Here is a 14109-nt window from a genome sequence, read left to right on the forward strand (position 1 = left end):
GATCGGCCACGGCATCTGCTTCCCCACGGACTCAACATAGGCTCAGGCCCCGACAGAACCGGGCAACGGCGCAGATCCAGGTGCCAGGCGTGTCGCGAGCGCGTGTCGTGACCGCGTGGCAGCGCCGATCGCGCCGGGTCGCGGGATAGGTTCTGTGGTGTCCGAGAGATGAAGAGGAAAGACCCATCGACAACACGTACAACGCCGCCCACCTGCTGGTCCTCGAGGGCCTGGAGGCGGTGCGCAAGCGTCCCGGCATGTACATCGGCTCCACCGACACCCGGGGGCTGATGCACTGTGTCTGGGAGATCATCGACAACGGTGTGGACGAGGCCCTGGCCGGGGTGGCGCAGCGGATCGAGGTGACCCTGCACCCCGACGGCTCGGTGGAGGTCCACGACGACGGGCGCGGCATCCCCACCGACAAGGAACCCAAGACCGGCCTCTCCGGGGTCGAGGTGGTGGCCACCAAGCTGCACGCGGGCGGCAAGTTCGGCGGCGGTTCGTACGTCGCCACCGGCGGCCTGCACGGCGTCGGCCTCTCCGTGGTCAACGCCCTCTCCTCGCGGATGGACATCGACGTCGAGCGGTCCCCGTCGGCCCAGGGCATCTCGTTCCAGCGCGGCGTACCGGGCGTCTTCGACGGCGACGGCCCAGACGCCGGCTTCGCCCCCGGCTCGGGCCTCTCCCGCAAGGGCAAGCGGATCGCCAAGGGCAAGACCGGCACCCGGATCCGGTTCTGGCCGGACCGGCAGATCTTCACCCGCGACGCGGCGTACGTCTTCGACGAGCTGATCGTCCGGGCCCGCCAGACCTCCTTCATCGTCCCCGGCCTGGAGTTGGTGATCCGCGACGAGCGCGGCGAGGAGCCGGTGGAGCAGAGCTTCCGCCACGACGGCGGCATCGGTGAGTACGCCGACTTCCTCAGCGAGGGCGAGCCAGTCACCGACGTGCTCCGGCTGCAGGGCTCCGACGTCTTCACCGAGACTGTCCCGATGCTCGACGCCAAGGGGCACATGACACCGCAGGACGTCGAGCGCGAACTCGGCGTCGACGTCGCGCTGCGCTGGAGCAGCGGCTACGACACCGTGCTGCGCTCCTACGTCAACGTGATCGCCACCCCCAAGGGCGGCACCCACGTGGCCGGATTCGAACAGGCGCTGACCAAGACCTTCAACGACGCGATGCGCAGCTCCAAGGTGCTCAAGGTCAACGACGCCGACGTGGTCAAGGACGACGTACTCGAGGGCCTGACCGCCGTGGTCACGGTCCGCCTCGCCGAGCCGCAGTTCGAGGGGCAGACCAAGGAGATCCTCGGCACCTCGGCGGCACGCAGCGTGGTCCGCAAGGTGGTGCAGAAGGAACTCAAGGCGTTCCTGACCTCCACCAAGCGCGCCGAGAAGGCCCAGGCCAAACTGGTGATGGAGAAGGTCGCCGGGGCCGCCAAGACCCGGATCTCGGCGCGCCAGCTCAAGGAGACCCAGCGCCGCAAGAACGCACTGGAGTCGTCCGCACTGCCGGCGAAACTGGCCGACTGCCGCTCCAGTGACACCGAGCGCACCGAACTCTTCATCGTCGAGGGTGACTCCGCGCTCGGCACCGCAAAACTGGCTCGCGACTCGGAGTTCCAGGCACTGCTGCCGATCCGGGGCAAGATCCTCAACGTGCAGAAGGCCTCGGTCGCCGACATGCTCAAGAACGCCGAGTGCGCCTCGATCATCCAGGTGGTCGGCGCCGGCTCCGGCAAGACGTTCGACATCGACGCGACCCGCTATGGCCGGATCATCTTCATGGCCGACGCCGACTCCGACGGTGCGCACATCCGCACCCTGCTTGCCACCCTCTTCTTCAAGTACATGCCGGGCCTGGTGCTCGCCGGGCGGGTCTATTCGGCCGTGCCGCCGCTGCACCGGATCGAGATCAACCGGCCCAAGAAGGGGATGGACAAGTACGTCTACACCTACTCCGACGCCGAGTTGCAGCGGAAGCTCGCCGAGCTGAAGCGGAAGAACGTAACCTGGAAGGACCCGGTCCAGCGCTACAAGGGGCTGGGTGAGATGGACGCGGACCAGTTGGCCGAGACCACGATGGACCCGCGCCACCGCACCCTGCGCCGGATCACCGTGGACGACGCCGACGAGGCGTCGAAGGTGTTCGAGTTGCTGATGGGCTCGGAGGTGGCTCCCCGCAAGGAGTTCATCGTCCAGGGCGCCTACGACGTCGACATGGAGGCGCTCGACGCCTGAGGTGGCGTCGGGCCCAGGCGCAACGCCGCCGGGGCGTGCTCCGGCACGGCCGGGTTGCGCGGGGCCACCGGTGCGATCCGGGTGTACGCCGATCCCAGCGCGGGTCGGGGGTCCTGCTCGCCCTTGTTGGGCCAGAACGCCAGGGCGCGTTCGGCCTGGGCGGTGATCGTCAGTGACGGGTTGACGCCGAGGTTCGCGGTCACCGCGGCCCCGTCGATGACGTGCAGGCCCGGGTGCCCATAGACCCGCTGCCACGCATCGACGACGCCGGTGGCGGGGGAGTCGCCGATCACCGCGCCGCCGATGTAGTGCGCCGTGGAAGGAATGTTGAGCACGTCGGTGCCCACCGCACCGGTGTCGCCCTTGACCTTGCTGGCGAACATCCGGGCGACCTTGTGCCCGATCGGAATCCAGGTCGGGTTCGGCTCGCCGGTGCCCTGGCGGGTGGTCAGCCGGCCACGGCGGCGGAAGCTGGTCAGCGAGTTGTCCAGGGACTGCATCACCAGCAGAATCACGCCGCGGTCCGCGCCGCCGAAGGGCCACAGGGAGCGCGCGAAGGCGAGCGGGTGGCGCACGATGGTGAGCAGGAACCGCAGTGCCCGCAGCGGACCGCCGTCGACCATCGGCACCGAGAGCGGGAAGAGGGCGTCCTGGCCGGAGCCATACTTGACCACCTCGACGTGGGTGGTCGGCTCCGGGTGGATCGAGGACGTGATCGCAACGCCCTGGGCCATGTCGGTGTGGATCCGGCTGGCCACGGTGAGGATTGCCTCGGAGTTGGAGCGGGTCAGTTCCCCGAGCCGGTCGGAGAGGTGCGGCAGGTCGCCGGAGTCCTTCATCTTGTGCAGCAGGTCCTGGGTGCCGCGCGCTGCCGCGGCGAGGACCACCTGGTCAGCGGTGAACGTACGCCGCCGCTTGCGCAGCACGCCGTTGGAGCGCTCGGTGCTCACCTCATAGCCGCCACCGGCTCGCGGCCGGATCCGGGTGACGGTGGTCAGCGGGTGCACTTCGGCGCCCAGCCCCTCGGCCAGGTGGAGGTAGTTGCGGTCGGTGGTGTTCTTGGCGTTGAACGGGCAGCCGGTCATGCACCGGGCACAGTGCACGCACCCGGCACGGCGGGGTCCGGCGCCGCCGAAGTAGGGGTCGTCGACCTCGACGCCTTCCTTGCCCTCGTTGAAGAAGACGCCGACGTCGGTGGGGTGGAAGGTCTCGGCAACGCCGAGGTCCTCGGCGACACTGCGCAGCACGTCGTCGGCGCGCCACAGGCGCGGGTTCTGGTTCACGCCCAGCATCCGCTTTGCCTGGTCATAGAAGGGCGCCAGCTCGTCGCGCCAGTCGGTGATGTGCGCCCAGGCGCGGTCGGTGTAGAACTCCGGCAGCGGCTCATAGAGGGTGTTGCCATAGATCAGCGAACCACCGCCGACACCGGCCGCGCTGAAGACGGTGACCTTGCCGATGATGCTGATCCGCTGGGTGCCGGTCAGGCCCAGGCGCGGCGCCCAGATCGAGTTGCGCAGGTTCCAGTTGGAGCCGGCGAACTCCTGCGCGTTCCACCGGCGGCCCGCCTCCAGCACGCCGACCTTGTAGCCCTTCTCGCTCAGCCGCAAGGCACTGGCGCTGCCGCCGAATCCGGAGCCGATGACGAGGACGTCGTAGTGTTTGTGGGCCATGGTTCCTCCTGGCGACGGCCCGCGGAGTCGGGCACCGGGTCGCTCAGGAGGACTGTAACAGCGTTGCTGTCAGTGTGGTCAGACCTTCTGGTCGATCAGGCCGGTGTCCACGTCATAGATGAAGCCGCCGACCTTGACCGAGTCGGGGATCAGCGGGTGCGAGGTGACCGCACGGATGTCCTCGGTCAGGCTGGCCACCTGGTCGCGGACCACGTGGAAGTGCTGCCAGGAGGCGTCCTGGCCGGCGGAGGCGCCGACCTTCTCGCGCAGCTCGGCCTCGGTGCTGGAGGACATCGCACACCGGGTGTGCGGGATGACCAGGATCCGGTTGACGTTGAGCAGGTGCACGCCGAGCACCAGTGCCTCCAGCGCGGCACCGGTGATCCGGCCACCCGGGTTGCGGAAGATCTTCGCGTCACCGGGCTTGAGGCCCAGCATGTTCAGCGGATCGATCCGCGAGTCCATGCAGGTCACGATGGCGACCCCGGCGTGTGCGACACCGTCGAACCCGCCCAGGTCGAAGGAGGTGGAGAAGTCGCGGTTTGCTGAGATCAAGTCATCGAAGTCGCCCATGCTTTGCAACATAGACCTCCCGACGTCGGTCTCCGCTGCGCGCTCAGGATGCGGACGAAACGCCCGGTGTGACGCGTCTCTCAGCCGCCCGAGCGGAGCACTTCCGCGGCGCTCATCCCGCGGGTCCGGGCGCCCCGGAAGAGCCACAGCGCGAGCAGTGCGGCGATCACCGCGCATCCCGCGGCGCCGAGGAAGACGGCGTGCTCCTGGGCGATCGCGGCCTGGGTGCCGCAGCGGCCGTACTGGCTGGCGTGCTCGGCCAGGCACTCCCGGTTGGCGTCATAGAACTCGCGCATCCCCAGGGTGGTCAGCGCCGAGATGCCGACCAGCATGCCGACCATCCTGGCCACCACCACCAGCGCAGAGGCAACCCCGTGGACGGCGTCGCGGGTGCTGGCGAGCAGGGCCGCGTTGACCGGAGCCAGGGCCAGGCCGAAGCCGAACCCGGTCAGCAGCAGGGTCCCGGTGACCGACCAGTGCCGCAGTGCGTCCTCGTCCCACTGGGCCATCAGCGCGAAGCCACCGGCCGCGGCGAACATGCCCACCGCAGTGACCAGCCCGGAGGAGAAGCGCCGGATCAGGTAGCCGCCGATCACCGCGCCGACCGGCAGGGCGACCAGGAAGCGGACCAGGACCAGCGCGGCGTCCAGTTGCGAGTCGCGATAGATGGTGGTCCGGGCGAAGATCGGGATATCGATCAGGGCCGCGATCAGGGCGGCGCCGATGAAGAAGCTGACCGCGAGCGACCCCCACGCCGGCCGCTCGGCGATCGCGCCGTGCGGGATCAGCGGCTGGTCGGCGCGCCGGGTGTGCACCACGAAGGCGACGGTGGCCACCGCCGAGCCGAGCAGGAACCACGGCCCCTGGTCGGAGAAGACCTGCACCTCGGGGTCGGCGGTCGCGAACGCCAGGATCACCCCGCCCAGGGCGACGGCGAGGTACGTCGCACCCAGCAGGTCGGCCTCGCGCAGGTGGCCGAACCAGGCCCGCAGGTCCACCAGCGGACGGCGGGCGAAGAGGCAGCGCACCACCAGGACGGCGAGCGCCCCGATCGCCACCGCGCCGATCGGGGTGACCCACCGGTTGTCGCCGAAGTAGGGGATGAAGAGCTGGCCCCAGGTCAGGTCCTTGAGCATCCCGTCGGGGCGGACCAGGACGATCGTGGCGGCGCCGATCGCCACCAGCAGCGCCAGGATGCCGATCGGGTCGGGGAAGCCGCGGGGCACCGGGCCCTGCGGGGAGTCCATTGCGTCGCGGCCGGCAGCGGCCCGGATGGCCAGGGCCAGCACCACGCCGACGACCAGGTTGATCACGAAGATGAACTGCCACGACGCCACCGCCAGCACCACGGCGCCGAAGAGCGGCCCGACGACGCTGCCCAGTTCCTGCACGCCGGAGACGATGCCGAGCGGGATGCCGCGGCGCTCGGTCGGATAGATGTCGGCGACCAGGGCCAGCGTGGCCGGGACCAGCCCACCGCCCCCGACGCCCTGCAGGAAGCGCCCGGTGACCATGCTGGGCAGGTCATAGGCGACCGCGGTGATCAGGGAGCCGACGGCGAAGACGGCCAGCGCCATCACCAGCACCGGCACCCGCCCACGCAGGTCGGCGATGCGGCCCATCAGCGGCAGAATCGCGACGTACCCGAGCAGGAAGCCGGAGATGATCGGGGCGGCCCGCTGCAGGTCGTTGATCGGGATCCGGGCGGTGCCCATCATGTCCGGCAGGGCGAGCACCACGACGTACGTGTCGGCCGCCGCGAAGGCGACCGCCACCGAGGCCAGGGCCAGCAGCAACGTTGCGCCGCGGCTGGTCCCCGGGACCCGCATCATGGGGCCGTGACGTCCGATTCGGAGTACTTGCCGTATTCGGAGAAGTTGATCGTGTAGGTCATCTCGGGCGTGCCCTCATAGAAGACCCCGGTCATCCGCACCTCGTTGACCTGGCCGTCGGCGTCGATCAGGTAGCTGACGTCGAAGCTGTCGCCCGAGGCCGTCGGGATGATCCGCGAGACGTCCTCGCCGGGCAGGGTGCCGGAGAACTTGCCGAAGACCTGCGAGTTGTCCGAGCCGCCGCGCTCGTCGCTGCAGCCGCTGACGCCGGTGGTCTTGACCAGCAGGTCGGAGGCGCCGCCCTCGGTGGCCATCAGCACCGCCGGGTCGGGGGCGTTGTAGCGGGCCGGGTCCTCCTCGGCGAAGCCGCCGCCGGCGATGTTGAGCCACACCTTGCCGTCGGTGGCGACCACCTCGACGTCGGCAGTGAACGCCGACATGGCGGCGTTCACGGTGCCCGCGAAGCCGGCCGGGTGCACGCCGATGCCCTCCGCGGAGTTGACCCCGGTGCTGCCCGAGGGGAAGTTGGTGGCGGTCAGGCTCACCTTCAGCCCGGACGTCTCGTCGAGCTTGGCCTTGGCCTGGGCCAGGGCGTCGTCGGGCAGTGCGTCGCAGGTGGACGTGGCGTCGTCGCCGCTGCAGGCCCCGGTGAAGAGGGCAGCGACCAGCGGCAGGGCGAGCAGGAGGGAACGGGTCTTCAGCATGGGCCTAGCCTTCCACATGGGTGGGCGGGACGGAGGGGACCACCGGCGAGGCGCAGGCGGCGATCGGCTGGGGGGACGGCGTACCGGACCCGTCACGGCGACCGGTGGGCTCGGGCAAGTCGATCGGTGCGCCGCTGGCTGCGGCGGCACGCGCCGGCCCCCGACCGGCCCAGGCGAAGACGATCGCGTCCTCGCCCTTGAGGAAGCGGTGGCACCGTACTCCGCCGGTGCCGCGCCCCTTGCCCGGATACTCCTCGAACGGGGTCACCTTGACCGACCCGGCCTCGGTGCCCGGCAGTGCGGTCGAGGAGCCGGAGGCGGTCACCACGACGACCTGGTCGTCCCCGGTCGCGCCGGTGCCGTCGACGGCACCGAACCACGCGACCCGCTGGCCGTCGGCCAGTCGTACGCCGGCGATCCCGCCGCCGGTGCGCCCCTGTGGGCGGACCTGGTCGGCGCCGAAGTGGAGCAGTTGCGCCTCGGAGGTGATGAAGCAGAGCTCCTCGGTGCCGGTGGCCAGTTCGACCGCGCCGACCACCTCGTCGCCGTCCTTGAGCGAGATCACGTCCCACTCGTCGCGGGTGAGCACCTCCGGGTTCACCCGCTTCACCACGCCCTGCGCGGTGCCCAGCGCCAGGCCGGGACCGTCCGTGGCCAGCGACTGCAGGCACAGCACCCGCTCGCCCTGCTCCAGGGAGAGGAACTCGCTCAGCGGCAGCCCGCCGCTGAGGTGCGGGTGGTTCGCGGTGGGCGGCAGGGTCGGCAACTCCAGAACGCCCAGGCGCAGCAGCCGCCCGCGGCTGGTGATCACGCCGACCTCGCCGCGGGCGGTGGTGCGCACGGTGGAGATGATCGCGTCGTGGCGGGTCCGGGCGCCCCCGGTGCCGGGCGGCTCCTCGGCGCTGGTGCGGGCCAGCAGGCCGGTGGAGGAGAGGAAGACCAGGCACGGGTCGTCGGCCACCTCCAGCGGCACCTCGGCCGCCTTGGTGGCCACCCCCGAGGACTCCAGCAGGACCGTACGCCGCGGCGTACCGTAGGTCTTGGCGACCTCGGCGAGCTCGTCGGAGACCACCTTGCGGAGCACCGCCTCGTCGGCGAGGATCGCGTCGAGTTCCTCGATCCGGCGGCGCAACTCCTCCTGCTCCTTCTCCAGCTCGATCCGGCTGAACTTGGTCAACCGCCGCAACGGCATGTCCAGGATGTAGTCGGCCTGCACCTCGGAGAGGTCGAAGATCTCAATCAGCCGCTCGCGCGCCGCGGCCGCGTTGTCGGAGCTGCGGATCACCTGGATCACCTCGTCGATGTCCAGGATCGCGATCAGCAGCCCGTCCACCAGGTGGAGCCGGTCGGCGGCCTTGCCGCGCCGGAAGACGGTACGCCGCCGGACCACGTCGAAGCGGTGGCCGAGGAAGACCTCGAGTAGTTCCTTGAGGCCCAGGGTGCGGGGCTGGCCGTCGACCAGGGCGACGGTGTTGATCCCGAACGAGTCCTCCATCGGGGTCTGCCGATAGAGCTGGGCCAACAGCGCCTCGGGGTTGATCCCGTTCTTCACCTCGATGACCAGGTGCAGGCCCTTGTCGCGGTCGGTGAGGTCCTTGATGTCGGAGATGCCCTGCAGCTTCTTGGCCTGGACCAGGGACTTGATCTTCTCGACGATCTTCTCGGTGCCCACGCCATAGGGGAGCTCGGTGACCACGATCCCCTTCTTGCGGGGCGTGATGTTCTCGATCCGGGCGGTGGCCCGCATCCGGAAGGTGCCGCGGCCGGTCTCATAGGCGTCGCGGATCCCGTCCAGGCCGACGATCTTGCCGCCGGTGGGGAGGTCCGGGCCGGGGATGAAGCGCATCAGGTCGTCGACAGTGGCGGTCGGGTGCTTGATCAGGTGACGCAGCGCCTGGACCACTTCGACCAGGTTGTGCGGCGCGATGTTGGTCGCCATCCCGACCGCGATGCCGGTGGTGCCGTTGACGATCAGGTTGGGGATGGCCGAGGGCAGCACCGACGGCTCGAGCTCGCGCGAGTCGTAGTTGGGCTTGAAGTCGACGGTCTCCTCGTCGATCGACTCGGTCATCGCCACGGCCGCGGGCGCCATCCGGCACTCGGTGTAACGCATCGCGGCAGGGGAGTCGTCGGGGGAGCCGAAGTTGCCGTGCCCGTCGATGAAGGGCAGGCGCATCGACCACGGCTGGGCCATCCGGACCAGGGCGTCATAGATCGCCGAGTCGCCGTGCGGATGCAGGCGACCCATCACCTCGCCGACCACGCGGGCGCTCTTGACGTGGCCGCGGTCGGGGCGCAGGCCCATGTCGTTCATCGTGTAGAGGATCCGCCGCTGGACCGGCTTCAACCCGTCACGGGCGTCGGGCAGCGCCCGCGAATAGATCACCGAGTAGGCGTATTCCAGGAACGAGGAGCGCATCTCGTCCCGGACGTCGATGTCGAGGATGTGCTCCTCGAAGTCCTCGGGGGGCGGATTCTTGGTGGTACGTCGAGCCATGGGGGCATTCTTCCCTGCGCCGGCCCGACAATCGCGGCGGCCACGCCGCCCGGGCGGCGCCGATCCTTCGCCAACCCGCTAGATTCACTCCTGTGACATCGACCGATCCTGCCAGCCCCGCGGCGCCCAAGCACTGGACCGCGGACGTGCTGCTGATCGACGGCAGCACCGCGCACGTGCGCCCGATCCGTCCCGACGACGCCGACCTGCTGGTGGAGTTCTATGCCCGGGTCTCGGAGGAGTCGAAGTACTACCGCTTCTTCTCCCCGATGCCGCGCCTGTCCGACAAGGACGTGGCCCGCTTCACCCAGGTCGACCACGAGAAGCGGGTCGCGTTCATCGTGATGCTCGCCGAGCGGATGATCGCGGTGGGGCGCTTCGACGTCGTCGAGCCCGGCGAGGCGGAGGTCGCCTTCCTGGTCGAGGACCAGCACCACGGCCGCGGCATCGCCCAGGTCCTGCTCGAGCACCTGGCCCAGGCGGGCCGCGAACTGGGCGTCGAGCGGTTCGTCGCCGAGGTGCTGCCGGACAACCGGCGGATGATCACCACTTTCACCGACGCCGGCTATCACGTGGCGGGTGGTTATGAGGACGGGGTGATGAGTCTCGAGTTCGACATCGACCCGACCACCACGGCCATCGGGGTCCTGGAGAACCGGGAGCACCGGGCCGAGTCCGCCTCCATCTCCCGCTTCTTCAACGCCCGCTCGATCGCCGTGGTCGGCGCCAGTCGCCGCCAGGACACCATCGGCCAGGCACTGGTGCGCAACCTGATCACCGGTGACTTCACCGGCGTGGTCCACGCGGTCAACCCCGGCTCGGACGCGGTCTCCGGGCTGCCGGCGTACGCCTCGGTGGCGGAGATCCCCGGGCCGGTCGACCTGGCCATCGTCGCCGTCCCCGCGACCGCCGTGCAGGACGTCGTCCTGGATTGCGCCGCCAAGGGCGTGCACGGCCTGATCGTGATCTCCTCCGGCTTCGCCGAGACCGGCGACGAGGGTCGGCGCCGCCAGCGCCGGCTGGTCGGCCTGGCCCGCTCGTACGGCCTGCGCCTGATCGGCCCCAACTGCCTGGGCGTGATCAACACCGACCCGGAGCGCTCGCTGAACGCCTCCCTCTCCGCGCTGATGCCGCCGCGTGGTCGGGCCGGCTTCTTCTGCCAGTCCGGTGCGCTGGGCTCGGCGATCCTGGAGAAGGTCTACAACCGGGGCCTGGGCCTGTCCACGTTCGTCAGCGCCGGCAACCGGGCCGACGTCTCCGGCAACGACCTGTTGCAGTACTGGGAGGAGGACGAGACCACCGAGGTCGTCCTCCTCTATCTGGAGTCGATCGGAAACCCGCGCAAGTTCTCCCGGATCGCGCGCCGGGTCTCGCGCCGCAAGCCGATCGTGGCGGTCCGTTCCGGTCGCACCACCCAGGGTGTCCCGATGGGGCACGCGGTGCGCACCATCGCCGCGCCGCGCCAGGCCGTCGACTCGATGTTCCGCCAGGCCGGCATCATCCAGGTCGACACCCTGGAGGAGATGTTCGACGTCGCGCAGCTCCTCGCCCACCAGCCGCTGCCGCGGGGACGTCGGGTCGCCGTGGTCGGCAACTCGGACGCCATCGGCCTGCTCGCCAACGACGCGGCCGCCTCGGTCGGCCTGGTGGTGAACCGCTCCGTCGCGCTCGGCGCCGAGGCGACCGCCGAGGACTTCGAGGACGCGCTCGATGCGGCGATCGACGACCCGGACGTGGACGCGGTGGTGGCGGTCTACATCCCGCCGCTGAACGTGACCGGAGAAGAGGTCGCCAACGTGCTGGCCGCAGTGGGGGAGCAGTCCGACAAGCCGCTGGTCTCCACCTTCCTCGGCGCCGAGGGTGTCCCGGAACTGCTCCGGGTGCCCGACGTCGCCGGGTCGACGGCGGGCCGTGGCTCGGTGCCGTCCTACCCAGCCGTCGAGGCCGCGGTGCGGGCACTCGCCCACGTCGTCGAGTACGCCGTGTGGTTGCGCACCCCGGAGGGTGAGACCAGTGAGCGCGCCGAGGTCGACACCCAGTCCGCCAAGGTGCTGGTCAACACGATCCTGATGAACTCGCCCGAGGGGCGTGACCTGGAGTTCCACGAGCTGCGCGAACTGCTGGCCACCCACGGGATCGACCTGTGGGAGCCGCGCCCGGTGCACACCGTCGAGGAGGCGGTCGCGGCCGGTCGCGAGTTCGGTGGCAACGTGATCCTCAAGGCCACCGCCGAGCACCTGCGCCACCGCCCGGATCTCTCCCACGTATGGCGTGCCATCGACGGCGAGCAGGAGATGCGCGACGGGTTCGCTTCGCTTGCCGAGGTGGTCGGCGACCCCGCGGATGCCGGGTTCGTGGTGCAGAAGACCGCACCGACCGGCGTACCAGTCAGCATCACCGCGATCGAGGACCCGCTCTTCGGGCCGGTGGTCTCGTTCGGCATCTCCGGTCCGTTGACCGAACTGCTGGGCGACAAGGCCTACCGGATCCCGCCGCTGACCGAGCACGAGGCACGGTCGATGACCCGCGAGATCAAGGCGTCGCCGATGCTCTTCGGCTATCGCGGCAGCGATGTCGTCGACGTGGACCAGGTGGAGCGCCTGATCATGCTGGTGGCGCGGTTGAAGAACGACTTCCCGGCGCTGCGCTCGATCGACCTGTCGTTGGTGCTGGCTGGCAAGGAGGGCGCCACGGTGCTCACCGCATCGGGTCGGGTGGAGCCGGTGGAGGACCTCCGCTCTGACTGGTTCGTGAGGCGCCTGCACGCGGATCCCGCCGACACCATCCCGGACTGAACCGGCCCAGCGGGTGCGCCGGCGGCGCGCGTGACAGACTCGGCCCATGCGCAACCGTGGAACCAGCGACACTTCCGACAGCTTTGTCCGCCTCCGCGCCGCGATCGACCGGACGGGCTATTACCCCGAGGTGGTCGCGGACGGCGTCGGGGCGGCGGTGGCCGGCGAAGAGGTGGTCTCCTTCTATGTGCACCACGAGCCGACCATCGAGCGTGACGAGGTACGCCGCCACATCACCGTCGTGGTGCTCACCCCGAGCCGGCTGATCCTGGCCCACACCGACGAGCATGCCGGCGACGACCTGTTGCCGCAGCCGTACACGTCGACCTCGACGGAGGCGATCTCGCTGGCCTCGATCCGGTCCGTGGTGGTCACCCGGATGGTCGCAAACCCCACCTCGGGGCCGCAGCCAGCGGCCGAGGCGGTGCTCACCATCGGTTGGGGCGGCGTCGGCCGGATCGACCTGGAGCCTGCGGCTTGTGCCGATCCCCAGTGCGAGGCGGACCACGGCTACACCGGCATGCTGGCGGCGGACGACTTCTCGCTGCGCGTCTCGGCCGCGGCCGAGGGGTACGACGCGGTGACCTCGCTGCTCGAATTCGCCCGCGCGTTGTCGGCGTCCACGCACCACGACGTACGTCCGTGACCGTTCAGGGGGCCGGCGGGTTCGTCGAGCCGGCGTACTCGGCGCGGTCCCTGGCCGACGTCGTACCGGCCGCGGCGGCTGCCCTCGGTGCGCCCCTGGGGCGTACGCCGAGTGATCTGGTGCTGCCCGAGGCGCCCGGTGTGGTGATCCTGTTGATCGACGGCATGGGGCAGCGGTTGCTGGAGCGGTATGGCCACGTCGCGCCGTACCTGTCGAGCCTGATGGGTGCGCCGGGGACGGCTGGGGTGCCGTCGACCACGGCGACCTCGTTGACGTCGCTGGGCACGGGTCTGGCGCCGGGGCAGCACGGCCTGGTCGGGTACACCGCCCGGATCCCCGGGACGGATGAGTTGCTCAACCACCTGGAGTGGGCCGACGGGGTGGACCCCGAGCAGTGGCAGCCGCACCCGACGGCGTTCGCGCAACTGGGCGCGGCGGGGGTGCAGGTGAACGTGGTCAACAAGCGTGACTTCCGCAAGTCCGGGCTGACCCGTGCCGGGCATCGCGGGGCGGAGTATGTGGGTGCCGACAAGACGGGGGAGCGGATCGCTGCGGCGATCCAATGCGCCGGACGTACGCCGTCGCTGACGTACCTCTATGACAGTGACCTCGACTGGACCGGCCACGTGCACGGGGTGGCCTCGACCGCGTGGCTGCAGGAGCTGGCCAGCATCGACGCGACGGCCGAGCAGCTGCGCGAGGCGCTGCCGGACTCGGTGCGCCTGGTCGTGGTGGCCGATCACGGGATGGTCGACTGCCCGCGCGAGGAACGGGTGGACGTGGATGAACACCTGGACCTGCGGGCGGGGGTGTCCCTGCTCGGGGGTGAGGCGCGGTTCCGGCACCTGTACTGCCGACCCGGCGCGGTCGAGGATGTGGTGGCCACCTGGTCGGAGCACCTGGGGGAGCGCGCCACCGTGCTGCGTCGCGACGAGGTCATCGGGCGTGGCTGGTTCGGACCGGTGGTGGAGTCGCACGCGCGTGCGCGGCTGGGGGACGTGATGGTCGCCTGCCACGGTGGTACGGCGGTGGTCTCCACCCGTGACTTCGAGAAGGAAGACAAGCTGGTCGGAATGCACGGGTCGCTGAGCGCGGACGAGATGCTGATCCCGATCCTCGTTGGCTGAACGCCGTCCTGTCGCGGGC

9 protein-coding genes are annotated in these 14109 nt (G+C 70.1%); 4 read left to right on the forward strand and 5 right to left on the reverse strand.

Translation table 11 applies throughout. From position 1 onward, the window contains the following. Nucleotides 1-152: 152 nt before the first annotated feature. A complete protein-coding gene (locus tag Q9R27_RS05320; protein ID WP_311251397.1) occupies nucleotides 153-2246 on the forward strand; it encodes a DNA topoisomerase IV subunit B in 2094 nt (697 codons plus the stop codon). Here Q9R27_RS05320 and Q9R27_RS05325 read toward each other — a convergent pair. The 5 genes from Q9R27_RS05325 to Q9R27_RS05345 form a co-directional block, all read right to left on the reverse strand. Beyond that, entirely contained in the window at nucleotides 2213-3916 is a 1704-nt protein-coding gene (locus Q9R27_RS05325) for a GMC family oxidoreductase (RefSeq protein WP_311251299.1), read from the reverse strand. The genes Q9R27_RS05320 and Q9R27_RS05325 overlap by 34 nt on opposite strands. Before the next feature lie 78 nt (nucleotides 3917-3994). Continuing rightward, the gene (locus tag Q9R27_RS05330; RefSeq protein WP_311251300.1) at nucleotides 3995-4489 is read right to left on the reverse strand and encodes a carbonic anhydrase; all 495 of its coding nucleotides are present in this window, start codon (nucleotides 4487-4489) and stop codon (nucleotides 3995-3997) included. Nucleotides 4490-4569: 80 nt separating this feature from the next. Next, nucleotides 4570-6321 carry an MFS transporter gene (locus Q9R27_RS05335; protein ID WP_311251301.1) on the reverse strand — a complete coding sequence of 584 codons (1752 nt, stop codon included), beginning with the start codon at nucleotides 6319-6321 and terminating at the stop codon, nucleotides 4570-4572. Next, nucleotides 6318-7025, reverse strand: a complete 708-nt coding sequence (locus tag Q9R27_RS05340; protein WP_311251302.1) for an LppX_LprAFG lipoprotein — start codon at nucleotides 7023-7025, stop codon at nucleotides 6318-6320. The genes Q9R27_RS05335 and Q9R27_RS05340 overlap by 4 nt, the downstream gene beginning before the upstream one ends. Before the next feature lie 4 nt (nucleotides 7026-7029). After that, entirely contained in the window at nucleotides 7030-9522 is a 2493-nt protein-coding gene (locus tag Q9R27_RS05345; RefSeq protein ID WP_311251303.1) for a DNA topoisomerase IV subunit A, read from the reverse strand. Between the two features lie 92 nt (nucleotides 9523-9614). Between Q9R27_RS05345 and Q9R27_RS05350 the strand changes: the two genes are divergently transcribed. The 3 genes from Q9R27_RS05350 to Q9R27_RS05360 are packed head-to-tail and all read left to right on the forward strand — an operon-like array spanning nucleotide 9615 to nucleotide 14090. Further along, nucleotides 9615-12317 carry a GNAT family N-acetyltransferase gene (locus tag Q9R27_RS05350; protein WP_311251304.1) on the forward strand — a complete coding sequence of 901 codons (2703 nt, stop codon included), beginning with the start codon at nucleotides 9615-9617 and terminating at the stop codon, nucleotides 12315-12317. A gap of 46 nt (nucleotides 12318-12363) precedes the next feature. Further along, nucleotides 12364-12963, forward strand: a complete 600-nt coding sequence (locus Q9R27_RS05355) for a DUF5998 family protein (RefSeq protein ID WP_311251305.1) — start codon at nucleotides 12364-12366, stop codon at nucleotides 12961-12963. Beyond that, nucleotides 12960-14090 carry an alkaline phosphatase family protein gene (locus Q9R27_RS05360; protein ID WP_311251306.1) on the forward strand — a complete coding sequence of 377 codons (1131 nt, stop codon included), beginning with the start codon at nucleotides 12960-12962 and terminating at the stop codon, nucleotides 14088-14090. The genes Q9R27_RS05355 and Q9R27_RS05360 overlap by 4 nt, the downstream gene beginning before the upstream one ends. The last annotated feature ends 19 nt before the right edge of the window (nucleotides 14091-14109 follow it).

Origin of the sequence: Nocardioides sp. AE5 (assembly GCF_031844485.1) — a bacterium.
Classification (GTDB): domain Bacteria; phylum Actinomycetota; class Actinomycetes; order Propionibacteriales; family Nocardioidaceae; genus Nocardioides.

Excerpts from the sequence above, each read along its gene's own strand:
- Q9R27_RS05325 (WP_311251299.1), bottom strand. The coding sequence starts at position 3,916 with ATGGCCCACAAACACTACGACGTCCTCGTCATCGGCTCCGGATTCGGC.
- Q9R27_RS05330 (WP_311251300.1), bottom strand. The coding sequence starts at position 4,489 with ATGGGCGACTTCGATGACTTGATCTCAGCAAACCGCGACTTCTCCACC.
- Q9R27_RS05335 (WP_311251301.1), bottom strand. The coding sequence starts at position 6,321 with ATGATGCGGGTCCCGGGGACCAGCCGCGGCGCAACGTTGCTGCTGGCC.
- Q9R27_RS05340 (WP_311251302.1), bottom strand. The coding sequence starts at position 7,025 with ATGCTGAAGACCCGTTCCCTCCTGCTCGCCCTGCCGCTGGTCGCTGCC.
- Q9R27_RS05345 (WP_311251303.1), bottom strand. The coding sequence starts at position 9,522 with ATGGCTCGACGTACCACCAAGAATCCGCCCCCCGAGGACTTCGAGGAG.
- Q9R27_RS05355 (WP_311251305.1), top strand. The coding sequence starts at position 12,364 with ATGCGCAACCGTGGAACCAGCGACACTTCCGACAGCTTTGTCCGCCTC.